The 18,747-nt window shown below is 62.3% G+C and carries 14 protein-coding genes and 1 tRNA gene; 4 read left to right on the top strand and 11 right to left on the bottom strand.

Annotated elements, in window-relative coordinates:
- Positions 1 to 15: 15 nt before the first annotated feature.
- The 9 genes from uppS to JM946_RS01540 form a co-directional block, all read right to left on the bottom strand.
- Positions 16 to 726 carry a polyprenyl diphosphate synthase gene (gene uppS, locus JM946_RS01500; RefSeq protein WP_203165371.1) on the bottom strand — a complete coding sequence of 237 codons (711 nt, stop codon included), beginning with the start codon at positions 724 to 726 and terminating at the stop codon, positions 16 to 18.
- A 41-nt stretch (positions 727 to 767) separates the two neighbouring features.
- A complete protein-coding gene (locus JM946_RS30125; RefSeq protein WP_203165372.1) occupies positions 768 to 1,157 on the bottom strand; it encodes a winged helix-turn-helix domain-containing protein in 390 nt (129 codons plus the stop codon).
- Positions 1,141 to 1,737: a hypothetical protein gene (locus JM946_RS01510; RefSeq protein ID WP_203165373.1), complete on the bottom strand. Its 597-nt coding sequence runs from the start codon at positions 1,735 to 1,737 to the stop codon at positions 1,141 to 1,143. The genes JM946_RS30125 and JM946_RS01510 overlap by 17 nt, the downstream gene beginning before the upstream one ends.
- Before the next feature lie 261 nt (positions 1,738 to 1,998).
- Positions 1,999 to 3,927 (bottom strand): MHYT domain-containing protein, encoded by a 1,929-nt coding sequence (locus tag JM946_RS01515; RefSeq protein ID WP_203165374.1) that lies wholly within the window; start codon positions 3,925 to 3,927, stop codon positions 1,999 to 2,001.
- 149 nt (positions 3,928 to 4,076) lie between these two features.
- Positions 4,077 to 7,052, bottom strand: coding sequence for a UDP-N-acetylglucosamine--peptide N-acetylglucosaminyltransferase SPINDLY family protein (locus JM946_RS01520; RefSeq protein WP_203165375.1), 2,976 nt, complete (start codon positions 7,050 to 7,052; stop codon positions 4,077 to 4,079).
- Positions 7,053 to 7,130: 78 nt separating this feature from the next.
- Positions 7,131 to 7,502 carry a hypothetical protein gene (locus JM946_RS01525; protein WP_203165376.1) on the bottom strand — a complete coding sequence of 124 codons (372 nt, stop codon included), beginning with the start codon at positions 7,500 to 7,502 and terminating at the stop codon, positions 7,131 to 7,133.
- Complete coding sequence (locus JM946_RS01530; RefSeq protein WP_203165377.1) at positions 7,499 to 9,010, bottom strand: GMC oxidoreductase; 1,512 nt, start codon at positions 9,008 to 9,010, stop codon at positions 7,499 to 7,501. Before JM946_RS01530 ends, JM946_RS01525 begins: the two co-directional genes overlap by 4 nt.
- Entirely contained in the window at positions 9,011 to 10,483 is a 1,473-nt protein-coding gene (locus JM946_RS01535) for a M56 family metallopeptidase (RefSeq protein WP_203165378.1), read from the bottom strand.
- Positions 10,480 to 10,911, bottom strand: coding sequence for a BlaI/MecI/CopY family transcriptional regulator (locus JM946_RS01540; protein WP_203165379.1), 432 nt, complete (start codon positions 10,909 to 10,911; stop codon positions 10,480 to 10,482). The genes JM946_RS01535 and JM946_RS01540 overlap by 4 nt, the downstream gene beginning before the upstream one ends.
- A gap of 209 nt (positions 10,912 to 11,120) precedes the next feature.
- On the opposite strand from JM946_RS01540, the gene JM946_RS01545 reads away from it, so the two are divergent.
- From JM946_RS01545 to JM946_RS01555, 3 genes are all read left to right on the top strand, one after another.
- Positions 11,121 to 12,401: a peroxidase family protein gene (locus tag JM946_RS01545; RefSeq protein ID WP_203165380.1), complete on the top strand. Its 1,281-nt coding sequence runs from the start codon at positions 11,121 to 11,123 to the stop codon at positions 12,399 to 12,401.
- A complete protein-coding gene (locus tag JM946_RS01550) occupies positions 12,394 to 12,999 on the top strand; it encodes a hypothetical protein (RefSeq protein ID WP_203165381.1) in 606 nt (201 codons plus the stop codon). Before JM946_RS01545 ends, JM946_RS01550 begins: the two co-directional genes overlap by 8 nt.
- A gap of 256 nt (positions 13,000 to 13,255) precedes the next feature.
- Positions 13,256 to 15,625 carry a CHAT domain-containing protein gene (locus JM946_RS01555; protein WP_203165382.1) on the top strand — a complete coding sequence of 790 codons (2,370 nt, stop codon included), beginning with the start codon at positions 13,256 to 13,258 and terminating at the stop codon, positions 15,623 to 15,625.
- A gap of 140 nt (positions 15,626 to 15,765) precedes the next feature.
- Here the strand turns inward: JM946_RS01555 and JM946_RS01560 are convergent.
- Positions 15,766 to 15,842 (bottom strand) — tRNA-Arg (locus tag JM946_RS01560).
- A 555-nt stretch (positions 15,843 to 16,397) separates the two neighbouring features.
- On the opposite strand from JM946_RS01560, the gene JM946_RS01565 reads away from it, so the two are divergent.
- Positions 16,398 to 17,069 carry a TetR/AcrR family transcriptional regulator gene (locus JM946_RS01565; protein ID WP_218042545.1) on the top strand — a complete coding sequence of 224 codons (672 nt, stop codon included), beginning with the start codon at positions 16,398 to 16,400 and terminating at the stop codon, positions 17,067 to 17,069.
- Positions 17,070 to 17,114: 45 nt separating this feature from the next.
- On the opposite strand, the gene JM946_RS01570 is transcribed toward JM946_RS01565, so the two are convergent.
- Entirely contained in the window at positions 17,115 to 18,746 is a 1,632-nt protein-coding gene (locus JM946_RS01570) for a GMC family oxidoreductase (protein WP_203165384.1), read from the bottom strand.
- Position 18,747 lies beyond the last annotated feature (1 nt).

The raw sequence follows: 18,747 nt of genomic DNA on the forward strand, positions 1-18,747 counted from the left end.
CGTCGAGTTCCCAGGTCATGCATGGTGAGCCCTCGCCGAGTCGGCAGTGGACTCGTCGATGCGCCCATAGCGGCGGTCCCGACGTGTATATTCAAGCAGCGCCGCTTCGAAATCATCCGCGTCGAACTCGGGCCAAAGCAGCGGCGTGAAATACAACTCCGCGTAGGCGCACTCCCAGAGCATGAAGTCGCTCAATCGATACTCGCCGCCAGTGCGGATCAGAAGATCCACGTCGCCGACTGGAACGGAATGATTGATCGTGGCGAGCTGACGCGCGAACGAATCGTGGTCCAGATCTCTGTCGCTCGATATCCGTGAGGCGCGCATCAAGCCCCACTGCGCCGAATAGTCGACTGCAATTCGCAGGATCATGCGACTGCATTGTTCGGTGGTCTTTTCGGAGTGCTCGATGAGCTCGAGCAGGCGCGGATCCAGGCGATCACGGCGGCCGATGACATTCAGACGGATCGACTGCTCCAGGCATCGCTGAGTCTGATTCTCGAGATAGCTGCGGAACAGACGAAACAACCCCCGCACTTCGGCGAGCGGTCGTTGCCAGTTCGCGCACGAGAACGCGTAGAGCGTCAGCACATCGACGCCGTGGCGGGCAGCCGCCGTCACCGCCCGGTCGACGGCATCGGCGCCAACACGATGCCCGGCGGTCCGAGGCAGACCGCGCCGCTGCGCCCAGCGACCGTTGCCATCCATGATGATTGCCACATGCATATGACGAGTTCTCTGCAATACAGAGTGAATGGACGAAAAAATCAGCCGCGCGTCGCCCGGATCACGGCTTCCACATGATCCAGATAACGGTTCAACGCCGCCCTGCCCGGCTCGGTGATGCGGTAGTCGGTGCGCGGCCGTCGATCTTCGAACGACTTGGTGCAAGTCACATAACCTGCGTCTTCGAGCTTGCGCGCATGCGCGCCGAGATTGCCGTCGCTGATCTCCACGAACAGCGCCTTGAGCTCGTTGAAGCTCATCTGCTCACGAACGGCCAGCGCACTCATGATGCCGAGCCGGACGCGCTCGTAGATCAGGCGATCGAACTTGCTTTCACCCGCCTGGCGCGTGGTAGACGCGACGGCTTCGAGCTTGCGTCGCTGCCGCTCGCTCGCGGTGGCGGCAGTGCGTGTCTTAGCTTTCGCGGCCACGTGCGCCTCGAGCGATCAGAATCCCGAACAAGACATGCAGTCCGCCGAAGCCGATGCCGAGCAGCGGGATCTGCAGCGGGGCTGGCATGACCAGAGCAAGCAGCCCGAAGCCTGCGAAACTTGCTCCCATCCAGGTCACGATCGAGGTTGTGGAAACGGATGCAGAGATCAATGCGCATCCATACATCAGCAACCATGTGCCGGGAATGACGTCGGTGAGATCGGCACGCCAGAGCACGGCCGTAAGCACCGCGCCGGCAAAGAGAGTCGGCAACAATGCAACAGCGAGCTTGCGGCCTGGCGTTCCCGCCGCGATGAAGTAAGCCACCGAGCCCGATCTCGCCAGCAGCAACCCACCGGTCACCGCCGCGATCGGCCCGGTGGCCAGCCAGATCACGAGCCAGTGCGGCCGAAGGTGCGGCACCAGGCACAACACAGTTGCTGCTGTTCCGATGATGCCCATGGCGATGCCGGCGGATCCAGGCACCGCGACGTTGCCGGCGGCATCCATGGACGCGCGGATATAGCGCAACGTCGCAACGGCATGCACGTCCAGATTGACGGTTTTCGCTTCAGGCATCGTCCAGGCTCCCCGATGGCTGGGTCCAAGGTACGGCGGCCACACGGTCTCGTCAAGTTCTCTGCAATGCAGAGTCTGTGGCGAATTGTGGTGAATAAGGACAGAGGGAAATTTGTTTGGAGAGGATTAGCCGGCGATGGAATGAATTTTTGTGGATTGGGTGTCTGCGGGTATCAGCGCGATGGATTGGCGATCGGCGCAGCGAGCCGCGATTGCCCGGCAGTCTGGAATCGACCGGCGATGAACGGGCGGTCGGGCGAGTCAGCCGGCGATGAGCTGGCGGGTCGCCGGCTCGAAGAAACGTTGCAGCAGGGCAGCCAGCTCGTCCTGCAAATAGGGCTTGCGAAGGAACGGCCACGATCCGGCTGCCAGCGCCCGATCGACGGATTCGCCGGCATAGCCTGAACAAAGCAGTACTTTGATTCCGGGGCGCAACGTCGCGGCCTCGCGCGCGAGCTCAACACCATTCATACCGCCCGGCATGATGACGTCCGACATCAACAGGTCCAGCGTGGTCGCCGAGCGCAGCAGGCTCAGCGCCTGATCAGCGTTCTCGACGCGAAGCACATCGTGGCCAAGATTCCTTAGCATCGTTTCAGTGATCGTGGCGACAGATGCATCGTCCTCGGCCAGCAACACGCGCAGCGAGTGTTCCTGACGCCTGATCGCCGCCGGTCGCCGAATCGGCTCTGCGGCCTGCCCCTCCCGGACCGGCAGACAAATGGTGAAGCGCGTGCCGCTGCCCGGCGTGCTGTGCACGTGAACTTCACCCCCCGACTGCCTGACGAATCCATACACCTGACTCAAGCCCAGCCCGGTGCCTTTGCCCGCTGTCTTGGTGGTGAAGAACGGCTCGAAGATGCGGCTCATCACTTCCTGGCTCATGCCCTGCCCGGTATCCGAGACATCGAGCTGGAAATAGCGGCCAGCCGCGAGCCCGGGAACTTCATCCTGCTCCAGCGCGCGCACCCGCGTTGCGATGCTGATTCGTCCTCCCGCCGGTGTGGCGTCGACTGCATTGACGATCAGATTCAGCAGCAACGCCTCGAACTGCGTCGGATCGATCAGAGCGACCGCGCCGTCGCCGCATAGACGCAGATCGAGCGCCAGTTTCTCGTGAGCGACGCCGCGAATCAGCGGCTCACATTCGCGCACCAGCTCGTTCAAATCGGAGCTCACCGGCTGCAGGGGTTGCCGTCGCGCGAATGCAAGGAGTTGCGCGGTCAAACGTTCACCGCGCTTCGCGGCCGCAAGTGCCGCTTCGCCGAGTCGCTTGCGACGCTCGTGGTTCTCCGGTTGACGCAGGATGATGTCGAGCGCACCGATCACGACCGTCAGCAGATTGTTGAAATCGTGCGCCACACCCCCAGTCAATCGGCCCAACGATTCCAGGCGCTGCGCATGCAGTAGCGCCGCTTGCGCGTCCGCTTTCTCCGCCAGAGCATGCGCGGCGCGAGCTTCGGCCGCGACCTTCTCGGCTGCGGCGGCTTCCAGGCGTCGATCCGACAACGCGGCGATCAGGGTCAGCAACAGAATGAACAACGTGCCCGCGGTCACGACCATCGCCAACGCGATCGCGTCGATGCCGCCGGGAACTACATCGACCGGGGTCTGGGTGTGAGTGACGCGAACTCCAGCCATTGCGGTGTAGTGCATGCCCACGATGGCGAAACCAAGCACCAATGCGGCGCCGGCCCGCTGCAGGAACGTTCGCTCGCGACGAGCCACGAGCAGCGCACTGATCGCCGCGAACACAGCGACCAGAAAAGCGAGCACGACGTAGAGCGTCTCGTTAGTGAGCGTGGCCGAGGTGATCAGCGCCGACATGCCCACGTAGTGCATGATGCAAATGCCGGCCCCCATCACCAGGCCGCCGATGATCAAATGCTCACGGCCGCGCTCGGCAGCGGAAAAGAACGCGAACGCCGTGACGGCGATCGGCAGCAGCAGTGATAGCAGTGTGAGCGGGACGTCGTAGCGAACATCGGCGCCCGGGTTGAAGCCGAGCATGGCGACGAAGTGCATGGCCCAGATGCTCAGCCCCATCGCCGCGGCCGCCGCCACCAGCCAGGCGCCACGCCAAAAACCGGTATGGGCATGCACCCGCCGAAAAAGATCCAACGCAGTCCACGAGCCCAGACACGCGATCAGCGCCGAGGAGGCAACGAAGATCGGAGGGTGAATGTGCACGCAATGGCTTCCGTGACCACAGACTGCACATTGTAGCGATGTGGTCGAAGACGTGCGCTGAGTTGGGATTCGGGAGAAATCCTCATGGCGCAATTTGGCGACAGGTGACGAATCAACTGACCCCGCCGCGCAAGCTCCGGTGCACCCGTTCAGTAGTAGGCGTTTTCAGCACCCAACATCTGGATCACATACCGCGTCATGGCATGTTCCGCAACGAAGCGGCGGGCATCACGGGCTGCATATGCGTCCTTAAAACGAGCTGCGTAACTGGCCATGATCTCGGCTTGCGCGCGCAGTTCCGGCGGCAAGCCCGCCATGGCGTCGTCCAGCTTGCGCGCGTTCGCCGTCAGACGGAAAGTGCTTTCGTTGCCGGTGGCCGGCGAGACCTGCTGCTTCTGCAATTCGCGCCACACCTTCGCCAGGTCGCGGACGGTTCTCAGATCGTATCGCACGTGACGTTGACGAGGATCGAGCTGCAGCAGCTTCAGTTGGAAGATTTCGCGCTCCGCCGGCTCGATATAGGTCAGCTCGCCCAACGCATGCAATTGTTTCCAGGCGTTGAGATAACCGTCGTCCAGCGCCACGGCGTTACGGAACGACTGCAGCGCGTCGGCATATCGGCCCTGCTCCTTGCGCAGATAGCCCAACAGGTAGTGAGCCTGCGGCTTTTGCCGATCGCGCTGTAACGCCTGCGTGAAGACCTGCTCGGCGATGCTTTGCGCATCAGGGTCTGCGAATACGTTCTCGCAGCCGAAGCAATGACTCTCGACTTGACCGAAGCTATCGGGCATGAGCTCGTAAGCGCGACGATAATGGGCGACGGCCTCCTGATGGCGCCCCTGGCGTGACAGCTGGACCGCGAGTCGCGATTGAATGCAATACGCATCCGAGAACCGGCTCAAGGAATCGCGATACATTGCGAAGGCGCGATCGTACAGGCCAGCCGCATGGAACTGGTCGGCGCGTTCCGAGATTCGGATCGCCTCGAGCGCTTGACGATAGCCCGCCGCCTCTTTTTCGCGGCCGCTCGCCGCAACGATATCCGCAAGTACCGCGTAAGCGCGCAGCCGATCATTGGCCGGCTGCTCGCCGTCGGACGGATCGATCTCGATGGCGCGACGGATGATTTCCTCGGCCTCCTTCAGCCGCTTCGAGTCGGCCAGCACGCGGGCTTTCCAGATCAAGGGACGTTCTTCGAATTGATCTCGCACGTAGAGCCGATCGAGCTCCGCGATCGACTGCTGCCCCATGAGTTTTACCAGCAGCTCGTACCCAGCGTCGTAACCAGGCGCCTCGTTGATCAGCGCTCGAAGCACGCGAACTGCGGCTTCGCGCTCGCCCGTCTCAGCAAGCGCTCGCGCGGCTGCATAACCGATCGGGGTGCCCAGCGAATCGTTGTCTGAAAGGAAGTCGCCGAGGTCTCTCGCACCCCACTGCTTCGCTTCCCGCAACAGCGCCAATGCGTCATGCGGGCGATTTGCCGCGACGTAGATGCTCACCAGCTCGACCAGCGCGGCGCGCTTGCCGGCATCGGCGATCCCGAAACCGAACTGCTCCGCCGCCTCTTCTTCATCCGGCCCCCTCGCGAGCTCCGCTATTGCCAATTGCTGAGCGCCGGTCGCGTTACCGGCGCGCCGATATGTTTCATACACCCGGAGTGCTCGCACTTTGCGCTCGTAGTCGTCCGGTCCGCGCTCCAGCGACAAGCCGGTTCTAGCGGCGGCCAACCCATCTCTGACGAGATCCCGGCGCGCCAGCAAACGACCGATGCGCGCCAGAAGCGTGGCGTTGTCGATATAGTTGAGAACATCGGCCTTGTCGTTGCCCGGCACGGCAGCGATCTGCATGCGCAAGGAGGCAATCGCCTCGTCGGTGCGATTGTTTGCAAGCAACGCTTCCACTTCGATGCGCGCGAGCTCTTTGCGTACATAAGCCGGAAGATCGGGCCGCTTGTTCACTTCGCGAACCAGGGCCAACGCCTGCTTGCTGCGCCCCACGTACGAGGCTTGTTCTATATAGACCTTCCAGGCCTGCAATTCGGGCTGCCTGGAGAGCGCGCCGTGCAGGAACTCCACGAGCGCCTCACTTTGCCCCGCTTCGCGTAGCGCCTTCACGGCGGCCGGCGGCAGATTGAGCCGGTGCGTGGCAAGGATCTTCGCCAGCGCAGCTTCGGCCTTTCGCTGCTGCCGGTGGATGATGGTGCTCAGCAGATAATAAACGTCGGCTTGATCCCGATCACCGCCGGCGCCGAACTTCTGATCGATGGCTTCGTACAGCGGCGCGGCGTCGATAGACTCGACCAGACCCCATTGTGGGACTCGCATCTGCGCCATGCTTTCCAGTGCGAGCTGCCGGGCAAGCCGACGTGTTTCCTCGCCGCCTTGGATGTGCACGACGTCAGGGCCAGTCACAGCCTTGCGCAAAAGCGGCGTCGCGCGCTCGGCGCCGACCATTCCCACCAGATCGGGCGTCGATAAAGACCCCAGCGACACTCCCTTGTCGAGTGAATTCAGTGTGGCCTCATAAGCCGCTATCACATCTACGGACGTACCGTAGACGGATGCAACATTCAACCGCGCCAAGGCCAGCGTGGCCATCATCTCCTTGCGTGCTTGCGGATCGAGCTTATTCGCGGCGCCCTCCAGCCTGGCCAGTGTCGATTTCACCGCCACGGCATCGTTATTCAACGAATCTGTGAGCAGCTGGATAGCGAGTTCGGCCACATCGGGATTGGCCATCCGCTTGATTCGCTCGCCAGCGATGGCGCGCATCTCTGGCCACGCCTCGGGCGCGGGAATTGCCATGAACATGGAGCGCACACTCACGGGTCCGGCGATGTCTGAATCGAAGCTCCCAGGATTCAGGTCAGGCTGCGCCTCGGGCAACGCTCGGGCTCGATCCAACTGCTCGAACCAACGTTCAGCTGCGACGCGCGGCGCGAGTTGGGAAGACTCCTTTCGAAACTGATCGATGTCGGCGAGCAGTTGCACCGCTTCTGAACGAGCAGTCGACTGTGCTACCGCGCCTTCGATTTGCTTCAGGACTGAGCGCGCGTCACGCAGATCGTCAGAGCACGCCAGCGGCGACAGCACTGCGAGGATGGCCGCGCCGAGAATCTTCTTCATTGGAGACTTCCTTGCCGGAGGGAGGTGCAGATGGCAGCGAGATGCTAGCGGTCCCCCGGCCGCGCGACGTGATCTGGGTCACACCTCACTCGCGCAGCGGCTCAAGGCTGCGAAAACACATCCTTCGGTTTCGGATACGAACCAGCCGGCGAGATTCACAATGCGGCCGGCGGTGAAATCGGCCAGCACTCTTGCGCGCAACTGCTCCAATGTTTTTGCTTCATCCTGCGACTCCGCCAGCAACTTCGCGATGGCGTCCACCGCGGCGGCGTCAGATCTTTGGCTGAGATACTCGCGCCCGAGCTCTGCGATCGCAGCCTCATCGAGCTCGCCGAATACGCCACTGCAAGTTGCGCTAGCGCCGAACGCCAGTCTCTGATCGACGACAACCGCGGCGCCCAAGCCTGCCAGCAGTCGCAACAGCCCACGACGATCCATGTGTTTGTTCATGTGCTGATCCGGCCACGCAAGTGATCGCTGAGACGCAACGCCAGCGCCAGCAATGTGAGCGTCGGATTAGCGATGCCGCTGGTTGGAAACACCGAGCTGCCGGCGACATACAGATTCTGCACGCCGTGCACGCGGCAATGCTCATCCACAACTCCGCTCTTGGCACTCACCGCCATCCTGGTCGCACCCATGTGATGACGAGACAGAGACATCGAAGCAACCAAATCCTCTGCTCCGCCGCGCCATTGCACACGCCCCGCTTCGCAGCGACCCAGCTCGCTGGCAAACATCGCTAGCGTTGGCATGAATCGGTCGAGCTCCGCGGCTCCGAAGCGCATGTCGAGCCGCACGCGCGGCATCTGCAACTCATCCAGCTCGTCGCGGATCAAACTCAGGCGACTCTCGCGATTGGGCGTGTGCTCGATCATGAAGTACGCTTCGCGACGTTCGCTTGTTGATGCACTCGCAAGCTTTTTGGCCACCGCCAATGCAGCCGCAGGCGCACCGGTCACAGCACCGATGGCACGTGGCAACGTGACTGTGAAATTCACGCCTCTGAGAGCGCGCTGCGTATCATCTGACGCGCCCAACACGATGTGCACCTTGCTGCGATTCATCACGTCGAAGGGCGCCAGCACCGCGGAGTTGCGCAGTAACTGCACAGAGGTCTGCCCTTCCTTCTCGATGACTGCGTGCCCTTGAAAGCCGCGGCCCAGCCAATCAGAGTGATTGCCTATGCCATTGCGATGGACATCGCTCGACGCCAGCAACAAGCGGGCGTTCTCGATGCCACCCATCGCCAGGATGTAAGTATGGGCGCGCGCCCGATGCGTTCGACCATTCAAGCAACGAACATCGAGTGCCGCCACACGCTCACCGTCTTCGGACATTTCGATCCGCGTCAGGTTGGCTTTCAGATAGATCCGCACGCGCTCGTGGTTCGCGGCTGCCACCTTGTAGTCCTGGTAAGTGCTGTTGGCAACTGCGCCGCTACAGCGCGTATAGCCGCGCGGGCGCGCAGTGAACCTCCTCGGACCACTTGCAAACAACGGCTCCGGCGCGCCGGTCATCGCCTGCGCGTCGACACTGAAATGCGGCAGCTCCAATACATCGCAGGCACGATCGTAGAAGGGCTGCATGGTCGAGCGCGTCAACGGCCAGCCGGAGTGAGCGATCCAGTCGCGTCGCTCGAAGTCGAGCGGATCCAACGGCGCGCACTTTCCGCCCCAAACGTTTCCGGAGCCACCGAGGCATCGCACTCGCGAGGCGATCAGATATCCGTCCATGGTGCGCTGGGAGTTGCTCGGCCCACCAAGCGTCATCTTGCCCGCATACATTGACTGCACGCGTGCGTCCTGCGACTGACCGCCGGATTCGAGCACGAGCACGTCGATGCCGGCATCGCCGAGTTGTCGGGCCAGCAACAAGCCGGCCATGCCGCCGCCGGCGATGATGACTTTAGCTTCCAGCAGCGCGCCATCTTCGAGTTGTTCTGCATCCAGCAGCATTTACTTGATCCACGGTGTGGCGCCGTTGGCGCGCAGATACTCCACGATATCGTGATGTACGTATTTTTCCGCTTCGCTGAGCGCGGAGCGCCGCTCGGGCGCAGAATTTTTGTTGGCGATCGTGGAGAAATTCACATCCGCGCCTTTGCTCACCAGATACTTCACGAGCTCGAGATGCCCGCCACGGGCCGCGTTGATCAGTGGCGTTTCGTCATCCTCGACCAGCGCGTTTACGTTTGCTCCGGCATCCACCAGCTTCGTTGCGATCGAACCATGCCCTTGCGCCGCTGCGGCGATCAGCGGATTGCCATCGCCGAGCGACTCCAGATTCACGTCCGCACCTTTGGCGAGCAGCAACTCCACAAGGGGTAAGTCGCCATGATAGGCGGCGACGATCAGCGGGGTTCCGTCACCTCCGCGTCGATAGTTCACGTTCGCTCCCGCCTCGATGAGCTCCAACGCACGCCGGGAGCTTCCGTCGAGCACTGCGTCGAGCAGCCTGGCTCCCTCACGACCCGTCAAATCCCATGTTGCGATGGCAGCCAGTCGCACCGGTTGTGGCGCTTCCACTTGCGCCATGACTCCACCCGCGATGCCGAGCAGAGCGACGCTTGCGGTCACCGCCAGTGGCTTCGAAAGTGCGCTCGCCGACGCACCTAGCAGCGTGATGCGCTTCTCCAGTTGCGTCGTCGGCTCGATCAACGCCGGAGCGAGCATGGGCGTGCGTGCCTTAGTGGCGGCGACTGCCAGCAAGGCGCCACCATACGTCACTACATCTTCGCCCGAACGCAGTACCCGCGCATCGCAATCGACTTCCACGGCCGTGCGCAGTCGTTGCAACATCCACCACAGCGGCAGGTTCCACGGCATCAGCGCGAGGCAGACCAGCGCTGCCAGAATCAATTGCGGATCGCGGGCCGACAGATGTTGGCTCTCATGGAGCACCGCCATTCGTTGTACGGACGCTTCGGTCTGCAACATCCATCGGGGCAGCACGATCTTTGCCGGGAAGAAGCCAACGACCGCAGGCCCAAGGTCAGCCGAAATAGATACATCCGTTCCCGCCACCCGCTGTACGGTCCAACTCGAAGATGCACGTCGCAGGCGAAGCCCGCTGATTGCAAACCAAACTATCACCAGCACACTGAGCAGTGCCCAAGCCGCGAGCAGCGCCGCATTCAACGCGACAGATGAACGCGCGGTGGACACAGCTGCATCTGAGCCCTGCACCTCGAAAGAAACATCATTCAGAATGCCCGGTACGACAAGCGCCGTCTCGGCGGCGTAGTGGGGCGCGGCTGGTCCAGGCGCGAACAGCAACACGGCCGGAATCAGCAGCGAAGCGACCATGGCGCTTGCCCATACCCAGCGCGTCGCCAGGCCGCAACGCCGACTCAATTGCTCGAGCGCGAGCGCGGTGACGCCAAGCACCGCGCTCAGGATCAGAATGTATGCGTTCCATGCCAGCATCATGATCTCGCTCCCCTACCCTTGGTTTCGGCCCTGGCTTCCTGCGCTTTGGATTCCTGAGTCTTGGTTTCGTGGGCTTTGTCGTCCAGCAGCTTGCGCAGCCGTGCGATCTGTTCCTTCGACAACTTCTGGTCCGACACCAGGTGTGTCATCAGCAACTCCGTCGAGCCCTGAAACAGCTTGCTCGCAAGATGACTGAGCGCGCTCTTGCGCGCCGCCTGCTGCGCGATCGTGGCGGAGTAGCGATATGTGCGGCCTTCTTCTTCATGCTCGACGTAGCCCTTGGATTCGAGGGTGCGCAGGATCGTGAGCACGGTCGTATAGGCCAGGTCGTCCGACAGTCCGTCGCGTACTTCGCTGACCGTGCAAGCTCCTCGCTCCCATAGCACGTGCATGACGTCACTTTCACGATCGGTGAGATAGATATCCATGAGACGCTGCCACTACTAGAACTATAGTAGACATTAATGAGCGCGCGAGCGCGTGTCAACTATAACTTTAGTAGTGACCCACTGACGCGGCGCGAGCGAGTGTCCGCTGTCGCGCGCGAGTATCGCGAATTTGCCTCACGCCAGTGGGAGATTGGCTCGCTCGGTAACAGGTTTAGCCAGCAGCCGCCACGCGTCCACGGGCAACAACGATGCTGACACCACAACAAAGAACCGATCTGATCGAGGCGATGACCGGCGACGGCCCCACGATGATGACCATCGACGCCGGCTACACTTATCTCGGCCAGTTCATCGCGCACGACATCACCGAGCAGGCCGCGCCGCGCAACAATCATCAGCCAACGGCGGCGCTGGATCTCGACAGTCTCTATGGCGCAACGGTGCCCGCCGTTCTGGATTCGCGCGGCCGATTCGTGATCGGTCGCAGTGAAGACGACATCCCCGACTTGCTTCGCGACGCTTCCGGTCGGGCCCGAATTCCCGAGATGAGGAACGACGACAACGTCATCGTGGCGCAGCTGCATCTGTTCTGGCAGCGCTTCCACAATTTCCTGATCGATCACCGCCTGGCCAGCAACTTCGAGCAGGCGCGGGAGCTCACGATCAAAGTATTTCTGCTGATGGTGGTGGAGGACTACCTGCAGTTGCTGCTGGCGCCCGCTGTGTTCGAGCAATATTTCCGGCGCGGCGAGCGGCACTGGCTGGGCCTCCCCTTGAGCCCGGTGCCGCTGCTGTTCTCGAAGGCCGCCTTCCGCTTCGGTCATTCCATGGTGCGGGATTTTTACGAGATCGCCGGCCAGCCGCACGACACCGAACAGCTGTTTCGAGCCGACCGGCCACTGACCAGGGAATTTCACATTGCCTGGCGCGGCTTCTTCGGCTGGCCCGGCGTGCCGACCGGCACGCCCGACGCGCTCGCCATCGATACCTTGATCACACCCAAGATGACCCGGATCGCCTTTCCGCCCGGTCAGGTGACCAACATCGTTGCAAAGAACATCGCGGCGAGCGAAACCTTGCCGGGCACCGGAGTGCAGATCGTCGAGCAGTTCCTGTCGCAGAATCCCCACCTGGCGAATGCATTCCAACTCGCGCCGCAGATGCAGCTGTCGCCCGATCTAGTGGGCGTGCCGAACATCACAGCCGCCGACCTGCCCCTGTGGCCCTACATCCTCAATGAAGCCGCGGTCGAAGCGGGCGGCGCGCGGCTCGGCACCTTCGGCAGCCTGATCTGCGCAGAGGTGTTGGCGAACTCGATCGAAGCGGCCGGGTTGCTGAGCTGGCCACTGCGCTTCGCAGACGCGCTGGATTCCTTGGGACTGCTGGGCGCCCGCATTCAGGAAGTGGCCGTGGTCCATCAGCGCCCGCTGCCTACGCACGACCGTGCCGGGCGGCTGTTTTGCATGCGCCACCTGATCGAATTGCTGGAACCCACCACCGCCAACAACGAAGGAGCAAACCATGGCTGATTCCACTCGCGACTATCGCCGGCTGGCCGACGACGAGATCCCACCCGCGTTTCGACCCTGGGTGGCCACGAGCAAGCACGCCGCCACCGAGATCACGGATCCGTGTTATATCGATCACCGCGCTGTCGAGGATCTATATTTCTATCATCCGGGGTTTCGCGGTAGGCTGCCGCAACTGTTCAAGCACGTGGCCGCCGAGGATCCGAAGACCAAACAGCCGTGGATCGTGGTCGAAGCGCTGTCGAACAACTGGGACGAAAAGATGGCGGAGGTGATGTGGGCGCTGAAGTTCCGTCCCACCGCCGACCCGCAACCGATCCTGGTCGCCGAGGGCATCGATGAAGCGGGCACTCGGGACATGCATGGCTGGCTGGTGAAGGGCTGGAAGGTCGCCACCGGCCGCGATGTCCATGGCGACAAGGTGCATCAGGACCTGATCGAATGGACCAAGACTGTCAACGGGCAACCGCTCAAGATCACGTCGCTGTTTTCGTGGCGCCCCTATGCGCCGCTGCAAGAGCCGAGCTCGCTCGTCGAACTAAGCTCCGCGCTGCAACTGAATGACAGGAGACGCGCACGCACATTCGTTCTCTTGTAAATGGGCTCGCTATCGCAGGTGGGCCCAACGGGCTTGCCTTGTCGCCCTCTGCCTGTGGTGTTTCGGCGCCCAGGCAGAGGCGCTTGATCCTGTCGACGAGCACGCCGCTCGCCAACAAGCCTTCGCACTCCTGCATCGCGCACAGAACATTGCCGCTCGGCGCGCAATCGACGTACCCAAAGCGTGGGCCGACATCCAACGCGGGCTGAATCGCACCCGCGACGATCCCATCCAGCACGCGCTGTGGCTGGAACCCTTGTGGTTCTACTACTTACTTCAGGACAATCATCGTCGCGCCAGCGAGGTGATCGAGGCATCGCTGCGCCTGCTGACGCAAGCCGAGGCCGATCCGGAAGTGCTCGCGGATATCCGCATCAGCCTGGCTTATTCATTGACCCAGCTCGGCAAGTTCGCGCAAGCCAAGGACCATTTACGGCGGGCCATCGTCATCGCCGCGCCACGGGCCAACCGCACCCTGCTTGCCGATTTGTACTTCAGCCTCGCGGACGCCTATCGCAAGACCGGCGAACCGCTGGTGGCGCAGCGCTATTTCTCCGCGGCGTTGGAGCTGGATCAGACTACAGGCGATTTCGCAGAAGCCGCCATCTCGCAACTGAAACTGGGCAGCCTGGCGCGCGAGGCGCGCAACTACGCAGATGCGGAGCGACTTCACAATAGCGCGCTGTTGCTGTTCCAAAAGAACGGCAGCTACCGCGAGATCGTCGCGGCCATCGAACTGGCGCGCGACTACGCGGCGCAGGGCAAGCTGGACGAGAGTCGGGACCTTCTCCAACGCAAAGTGCTGCGCGATGCGAGGACCCTGCCTGAACAGCTGCTGGATGCGAAGATCCTGATGCTCAGAATCGCCAACGATTACAGTGCGCTCGGCGATTCCTCCGGCCATGGCAAGAGCCTTGCTGCAGGACTGATGCGCGACATTCAGGCACTGCTCGATGCATCGGCCGCTCGACAACAAACCGATCTCACCGCCCCGACACAGCGTCTGCAGTTCGCCGAGCAGGCGATTCGGCGCCAGGCGATCGAGCGCGACACAGCCGCCGTCATCGCCCGGGGAGAAGCCACAATAGAATTGATCTCGCGCGTTGCCGCCGAGCTGCGCGCCAGCAACAACGACGGACTCGCGTGGCTTGCCCAGGCGCAACCCGTGCTCAACGAATACGTGAAGGCGCTGTACGAACTGGCGCCCGAGCGCATCCTGCCGTTGCTCGAGAGTTACTACGATCAGCCACCCGACGCAGTGGCCGTCCAGCATTCCGGCGTCATCGGTCGGGCGTTCGAAGCCGAAGCGATCCGACGCTTCGATCGATATATCGCAGCCGAGCTGGACCTGGTCGACACAGCCTCCGCCAATCCCGACATGGGCAACGCCGAGTTGCTACAGCACTTGCGCATGCGAGACCTGGCGCGGGACGCATATCTGGCGGGGCATGAATCGAGACCGGCGAGCCGATTGCCACGTCGTTTGGAAGCAATGGCACGCAAGCGACCGCCGCGGATTCCCGCCGGCGACGCGGTACTGCGCTACTTCGTCCAGGACGGTGTGAGTTTCGGAATTCTTGCGACCAGCTCCGGCACTGAATTCTTCCCACTGCCACCCCGCTCGATGGCGCAGCAACTCGTGCAGGAAGCGCTCGCGACCGTGCAGGTTGCGAATGTGAGTTTCGCGCGGCAACGCTCGGCGCTCTCCGCCGTCCGCCAGTTGTTACCTCCGGATGCGTCGCTCGAACGGCACGGCGTACGTCGCTTGATCATCGTGACCGACGACGCGGTACAACCGCTGCCCTTTGCCGCCGTCGACATCAGCTCCGACCCGCATGTCTACACGCCACTCGTGAGCCGCTTCGAAATCGTGCGCACCAAATCGATCGCGCGCTACTACGCCAGGCAGCCACGAAACACCGGCCGCGACAAAGCGATCCCAGCCACTTATGACGCCGTCGTGTTCGCCGATCCAGCGACCAAGCGCTCCGTCAGGCTCGCGTCGATGCAACTCGAAGCGACGAAGGGCTGGACCGAGCGACTCGCCGGCTTGCCGAGCGCGCGACGTGAAGCCAAGAGCCTCGCCGCGGCGTTCGCCGATCGTCGCGTCAAAATATATATGGGCGCGGACGCCACGAGCCAGGCGCTGCTCGCGCCGGAAGCGCGAACGGCAAGGCTTCTGCACATTGCGACTCATGGCTACTACAACTCGGCGACGCCGGGGATCGTCGGATTCGCCACGGCCGCAGTCGACAAGCAGCGCGGCTTCCTCGGTCTCACTGAGCTGTTCACGAATCGGTTCTCGTCGCGGCTGGTGGTCATCAGCGGCTGCGAGACCATGCGCGGCCGCGACTACACCGGCTGGGGCGTGCGCAGCCTGGCCGATGGATTCCTCACCGGCGGCGCCGGTTCAGTCATCGGCACGCTCTGGAGCATTCCAGATCGAACCACCGCGGAAATGATGAGCGTGTTCTACAGCGCGCTACGACGAACGAACGGCAACACCGCCGCGGCTCTAAGAGAAGCGCAGCTGAATCAGCTCGAGTCGCCGCAATCACATCCTTACTACTGGGCCGCGTTCGCGCTGGAGTCGGCGAACCGTCGCTTCGACCGACATCTTTTCTGAAGTCGCGTCGCGCATCACAGAGCGCGATAAATAATTGCTGCGCCGTGAGAGAAATCTTCGCGGAGGCACAGGAGTGGGGATGTGGCAATCGTCAGCACGACAACGGCGTGTCGTACAAACAGACCTTGCGCTGGGGAAGATGGCGCGCCCGGAGAGATTCGAACTCCCGACCTCATGGTTCGTAGCCATGCGCTCTATCCAACTGAGCTACGGGCGCAGCACTGCGGTGGCCGCCGCGAGCCGCTCGTTGCGCGAGCCGGTTCGAGGCAGCGGGACCATGTCGCTGACGGCGATATCGCCGGCGGTCTCGGAGACCGCGCTGGCGGTTAAGGTTTTCCTGAGCAGGATCAGTGACTTACTGAGCCCTGCCCGACCTTGTACCGAGCCATCCGCTGACACTCCCGGGGCGTTTCGGGCGTCACCGGAGGGTCCGATTGAGCGCCTGTCGCCGCGAGGGCGCGCATCCTACCACAACATGACGGGAATGCAGCTAGTCGTGTATCGGCGGGCTGGAAAAATCTCCCCGGCGTCCGGTCGGCGCAGGCAGACACTTCAAAGCGCCCGCCGGTTCACCGATCGCACGATCATGCCATCTCCACACCACACTTCCAGGTGTCGAAGCGTTGTACAACCCACGCGCGTCGCAAGCGAGAGAGTGCAGTCGCTAGGCAAATTTCCCGACAGCAATACATCTCAGCGATTGATTGCGATGCCTGTCGTTCTGCCTCATCATTCACAGGCTTTTTTGCACGAGTCTGGCTGAGGGATGAATATGGCTGCGCGGGTGAGCGCCTCGAAGGCAAATAAGAAAACCGAAGTGCAGTCGCACAAGCACGAACTACGGACCGAAGTTCAGGAATTCAAGCGTCGGCGAATTCTCGAGCAGTCACGCGAGTTGTTTTTCGCGCAAGGCTACGAAGCGACCACGCTGGACACCATCGCGGCCGAACTGAAAGTCACCAAGCCATTCTTATATTCCTACTTCCGCAACAAGAGCGAGATCCTCAACGCCATCTGCGAAATCGGCATCCGCTCGCCGCTCGCGGCGCTGGATGAAGCGCTCGCCACCAAGCTGCCGCCCGGCGATAAATTGCGGCTCGCCATCGAGCGCGTGACGCAGGCAGTGCTGCAGAATCAGCAATGCATCGTGGTATATCGGCGCGAGGAAATGAACCTCGAACCGGCGGAGTGGCAGGTGCTCGCGGACCTGAAACTGGAGTTCGATCGGAAGCTGTCTTCGTTGTTGGTGGAAGGCGCGAAACGCGGCGAATTCGCGTTCGACGATCCGGATTTCACCGCGCTTTCGATCGGCGGCCTGCTCACCTGGGCCGCGCTGTGGTGGCGGCCGATGGGGCGCTGGTCGCAGACCGATGTGGTCATGCACATGATCCGAAATGTGGAGCGCATGGTGGGTCGGAAAGTCAGGCCCACCGCATCGACCTGAGCGCTCGCTCGACGATGCCGATCGGTAACGCCGAGCTGAACAACATCACACGGGATGGCGCTTCGCGCCGCCGATCAACATCTCGGCGGCGCGCTCGGCGATCATGATGGTCGGTCCGTTCGTATTACAAGAAGGCAAACTAGGCATGACCGATGCGTCGATCACGCGCAGTCGCGCGATGTTTTTTACGCGCAGCTCGGCATCGACCACGGCATTGGGATCGGTGACATCGCCCATCCGACACGTGCCCACCGGGTGATACATCGCGAACGAGGCCGCCCGCACGTACGCCTCCCATTGCTCATCCGTGGTCACTGCCTCGCCGGGCAGATATTCCTTTTGGACGTGCTCACGTAGCTGCGGCGAATGGAATATCCCGCGCATCACACGCGCACCGTCGATCAGCGTTCGAACGTCCGCGTTGGACTCCAACAAAGGATGCTCGATGATGGGCGCGTCCTGTGGGTTCGACGAACGCAGCCGAATCGCACCCCGCGCCTGCGGCCGGCTGACATTCACAGCCAGGCTGACGCGATTGGCCTCGGCGAGGATGACCTTATGGGCCGTGACTTCATAGCCCAACGGCTGAAAGTGAACCTGCGCATCGAAGGCCGGCAGCTCTGGACGCGTGCGAAAGAACACACCAACGTGAGAAATAGGCGTGGTGCCAGGGCCCCGACGCATCAGCGCAAACTGCAACGCGCGCAGACCGAAGCGCCACTTGGAATGCACCTCCACGTTCATGGTGCGCATATTCACATCGTAGCTGAGGATGATGCCGGGGTGGTCCTGCAGATTGCGGCCAACGCCGGCGAGCTCGTTGATGCAGGTGATACCGTGCTGATCCAACTCGCGACGCGATCCGATGCCCGAGAGCATCAAGATCTTCGGCGAGCCAATCGTGCCGGCCGCCAGCAATACCTCCCGCCGCGCGACAGCTACTTTGCTGACGCCGTAATGTTCGAACTCCACGGCTTCAGCAACGCCAGCTCGCACTCTTATGCGACTGACAAACGCGCGCATCAGCAATCGGAGATTCTTGTGATCACGAACCGGCCGTAGATAACTGCGCGCGGTGCTACATCGCAGCCCGCCCTTTTGGGTCGCTTGGTAGTAGCCAACGCCCTCCTGAGTCACTCCGTTGAAATCATCGTTGCGCGGAATGCCGGCAGCCACGCAAGCCTCGACGAACAGACGGTTGAACGGATGTTTCACACGCAGGTTCGCCACGCCTAGCAGACCCTGGTCCGAATGAAACTCGCTGGCGCCATTCTCGTTGCGCTCGGCACGCAGGAAATAAGGCAGCACTTCAGGGAAGCTCCAGCCTTTGGCGCCCTGCTCCACCCAACGTTGGTAGTCGGCGGGGATGCCCCGCAGATAGATCATGCCATTGATGGAACTGCCGCCCCCGAGAACCTTGCCCGAGGGCCAGCTATCGATGCGACCGTTCCGGGACGGATCGGGCTCGGTCTCGTACTTCCAGTCGTACATGGCGTTGCCGACCAAGCGCGCCGAACCTGCCGGCACATACACAGCAGCGCTGCGATCGTCGCCGCCTGCTTCGAGCAAGATGACACTGTGACCCGCATCGATGAGCCGGCGCGTGAGCACGCAGCCTGCGGACCCGCCTCCGGCGATGACATAGTCGGCTTCGAGGATCTCTGCGGGAGGATTCACG

It is taken from the genome of Steroidobacter gossypii (assembly GCF_016801985.1).
GTDB lineage: Bacteria > Pseudomonadota > Gammaproteobacteria > Steroidobacterales > Steroidobacteraceae > Steroidobacter > Steroidobacter gossypii.